Here is a 3,725-nt window from a genome sequence, read left to right as displayed (position 1 = left end):
GTTTGAAAGCAATCCTGATTTAAAAGTTTATTTGGGAGTAAAAATGGAGTACGAATAAAACAAACCCTAACCCTGCACATAAGCCAAGCTTTGGCTACGCCTTGCTCACCTTATGTACTAAACGTTAGCACAAATTTGGAATTATTAATTTGAGAAGAACATTAATGTTTATTATTATCGGTCTTTTTCTTCTTAACTTCTACTTCTGATTTTCCTTTGTAAATTTTACCTGTTTTGGGATTCACACGATACAAGTAATACCTATGGGCATCAAAATCAATATAATAACCAGTTTCAGGGTCAAGAACTTTCCCTATGTTTGGGTAATGCCATAAGCCTGATTCAGGATCTTCTACATACGTTTTTGTGACATCAATGGGATTTGGCATTGGGGTCGAATAAGTAGCACTCTCCGAAGCATCAGGAGACTGTGTCCAGCGTAATTGAGCATATGGCGTTTCGATGAATACCTCGAATTTTTCCGAAAAAGTTTGCTGGGTATTTGACTGAGCAGATGCTCCAAAGCTAAACAACACCACTACTGTGGTAAGAAGGTAGTTTAAGAGTTTCATGTGTATAGGCTTGTGTTCGATTTAAATATATACTTTTTAAAGAAATTTATGTTATTTCAATCATAAAACTGTAGAGTGAACATTCCCTAAAACAATAAAACAAGTGCTAACCAAGTATAGCAGTACTGCTGCGGCTACGCCTTGCAATCCGCTATACCAGCACGTTGGCATTTATTTAGAATATGATAAAGTAATGGTACTGTTTGATTACATCTATTTTAGACTAGCAAAATTCTTTTTCAAAAAGGACGGAGCAGCAGCTTACAGAGCAAATGCATTTTTAACTATTATGCAGCTGTTTCTGCTGCTTGAAATTTGTACTCTGCTTAACCGTTATCTGCTTCATTTTGATGTGTCAAAGCCTAATATAGATTTAAGAATTTTAGCAGCTGGCCCTGTTTTACTGTTAATGGCCTACAATAACTATAGGTATAAGCGCAAATATCTGATTTTTAGAGATAGATGGTATGACAAATCAACTGCGTATGTGATCAAAGGTGTTTTAGTCGTTCTAGCTCTCCTGTTTCCTTTTATATTGCTTTTTGTAATGGTTGATAACCCATTATTTAACAGGCTTTTCTAAAGAATAATAAAAAAACATTTGCCAACGGTCTTGGCTTTACCATAGCTTCGCCATGGCAAAGCCAAGACCGTTGGCAGGTATAAAAATATATGAAGACAATACTACAACTCATAATTTTAACAAGTATCTTCTACTCGTGCAGCACTCCAAGCGAAGTGGAAAAGGGAGGGATCAATTTCACCTACTCTGATATGATTAGTAAGGCTGTAGCAGATTCAATCTCGACCTATTTCGTCTCCACTAAACAAAATGAGTCGATGAAGTGGGTGGGGCTTGAGAAGGTTAACAGCGTGAAGATTGACTCTGCTTATTATTCTTATTTGCTCTATCTCAATGTGTCGGATTTAGATACTGTACTGAAAGACAAAATGAGGAAAGCTAGGTATCAGGCATTTGCTAAATTCCTGTCAGAAGATGTTTTGGACAGTACTAGAGTTCACGTATTCTTAACAGATGATTCCTTTGAAGTGAAGGAAGGGTTACCCTATGATCCGAAAGCATTTGTTGTTATAGACACCTACTATACCTACACCAAAGGTAAAGCTGTAGTGCATGTCACGGGTGGGTTTGAGAGGGTAGTTCCACGGGGGCTGTATGATGAGTTCTACATTAATAAACCAGAGATGTTCAAGTCAGCAGACACTCTTCATATTGAGATAGGTAAGAAGAAGGACAATACAGAGGTGAATATATTGATTGACCCTAAGGAAGTAGATGTAAATGCCCTTCTAAAACAATTTGACAAGAGTGATCCATTGATCTATGATGTGCTCTTCTCTTACCAGCCTACATACTTTAATATAGTTGATAAAGGCATTAAGGAGAATCTGAAGGTAATAGCACACGGTATTTCGAATTAAGAATAACATCTGCCAACAAAGTGCAGCGCTTAGGCTCAGCTACGCTTCGCCCATCAGCTGCACCAGCACGTTAGGCAGAATAATAATCAAAAATGAAAACAGCTAAGTTTCTCCTTTTATTTCTGTTGTGGAGCACAGCAGTCTATGCGCAGGATATTCCAGTAAAAATTGAGAGCTCTGAAACGTATGAGCTCGCCAATGTTATTCTTGCCATCACACCTTACGGTAAGGCAGACCCATGGGAAGTATACAAGAAGTCTCCCTACTACCAAGAGCTCCTCAACCACTTTGACCGTCACGCAGCACATCCGCTGATTGCCAAGGTGAATTATTCACGTGAGGAGTGGGACAAGTACCTAAGCTTCCGCACGGACAGTTACGTTTTCGACTTCGATGAAAATGGTATGCTCAAAAGAAGAATTTCGTTTAGTACACAGCAGGGGCTGAACCCCTTCGAGGAAAACATAGAGCTTATCAATGATTTTGTCAAGGTTTCTGGCTTCAGAGAATTCTACAGCAAACATAAATCCTATTATGATTCGCTGATAGTAGCCTATCAGAAATCACAGATGCTGCCCGAGATGATTTCATTCCTGCAAAGGGAGTTTGGCAGTGAATGGGTAAAGGCCGACTATGCCATCGTTATTTCACCCCTTGTTTACCGCATGAACTGCCACAGACAAGTTAGCGGCGTTCCCACGGACTTTATAACGCTGCCAGAATACGTGCTTAACCAAACCGCTTCAAAGGATGTGTCAGAAGAGCAGTTCGCATCCGGTTTGCACATGCTCTTCACAGAGATGGACCACGGCTTTGTGAACCCCGTTACAGCGAAACACAGCAAGAAGGTAATCAGCAGTTTCAACAGCAAAAAGTGGGACACGGGAAGTGGCTACGAAGAGCAGGAATTGGCTACTTTCAATGAATATATGACATGGGCTGCTTACGACCTTTTCCTGTATGAACACTTCCCACAGGTAGCCCAACAGGTGAGCCAGGATTGGGCCATGCAAAACGAGAGCAGAGGCTTTTTTGCCAGTTCTCTATTCAATGCCAAGCTAAAAGAACTCTATGACAAAAGAAAGAAAAAGCAGACCATCCATGACCTCTATCCCGCCATGCTGAAATGGTGCAGGCAAACGCAGGACAAGCTTATCCAACCCATCATAGCAAGCAGCCCGCAGCAAAATCAGGAGGTAACGGATAATGCTCGCGTGAAGTATGAAATAGTGTTTAGTGAGCCTATGGTAGAGCTGGACTCTGTAGATGTGATTCAGGTCGCAGAAAAGCAGCCAATAGAAAGAAATAGATTAGTGCTTACTAAGGAGGATAACAGTCTTGCTTGGAGTGATGGCGGCAGGAAGCTGCACTTTGAACTGGACCTAGAGAACGGCTATAGAAACCATGTTGGTTTTAATGTACCTTGGGTTACGAAAATAGCGGTCAAGAGCAAGAAAGGCGTGAATCTAATGCCATACAAGTCTATTATCATCACAAACGTACAAGTGGCTCAAAATTAAACTGCCTAACCCTGTACATAACTCAAACCTCGGCTACGCCTCGTTCGCTTTATGTACCAGTACCGTTGGGGTAAACTTAAAGTATGGAAATAGCTTCAATAATTACAGTGTTAATAATTGCTGTTTGCCTTTTACTCACTGTTGTCTTTTTAGTGGGCTATTTGATAAAAAGAAGAAAAGCTCGATTAAG

4 protein-coding genes are annotated in these 3,725 nt (G+C 40.5%); 3 read left to right on the top strand and 1 reads right to left on the bottom strand.

Going from position 1 to position 3,725, the window contains the following annotated elements; translation table 11 throughout:
• Window positions 1-161: 161 nt before the first annotated feature.
• A complete protein-coding gene (locus tag ACFSRY_RS19170) occupies window positions 162-572 on the bottom strand; it encodes a hypothetical protein (protein WP_377511948.1) in 411 nt (136 codons plus the stop codon).
• A 193-nt stretch (window positions 573-765) separates the two neighbouring features.
• Between ACFSRY_RS19170 and ACFSRY_RS19165 the strand changes: the two genes are divergently transcribed.
• The 3 genes from ACFSRY_RS19165 to ACFSRY_RS19155 all read left to right on the top strand — a co-directional run bounded on the left by ACFSRY_RS19165 (window position 766) and on the right by ACFSRY_RS19155 (window position 3,535).
• Window positions 766-1,155 (top strand): hypothetical protein, encoded by a 390-nt coding sequence (locus ACFSRY_RS19165; protein WP_377511944.1) that lies wholly within the window; start codon window positions 766-768, stop codon window positions 1,153-1,155.
• A gap of 89 nt (window positions 1,156-1,244) precedes the next feature.
• Entirely contained in the window at window positions 1,245-2,015 is a 771-nt protein-coding gene (locus ACFSRY_RS19160) for a hypothetical protein (protein ID WP_377511941.1), read from the top strand.
• Window positions 2,016-2,107: 92 nt separating this feature from the next.
• On the top strand, window positions 2,108-3,535 hold the full coding sequence (locus tag ACFSRY_RS19155; RefSeq protein WP_377511938.1) for a DUF4932 domain-containing protein: 1,428 nt from the start codon (window positions 2,108-2,110) through the stop codon (window positions 3,533-3,535).
• Window positions 3,536-3,725: the final 190 nt, after the last annotated feature.

It is taken from the genome of Pontibacter locisalis (assembly GCF_042684605.1).
GTDB classification, from domain to species: Bacteria; Bacteroidota; Bacteroidia; order Cytophagales; family Hymenobacteraceae; genus Pontibacter; species Pontibacter locisalis.
This window is presented reverse-complemented; position numbering and strand designations above follow the sequence as displayed.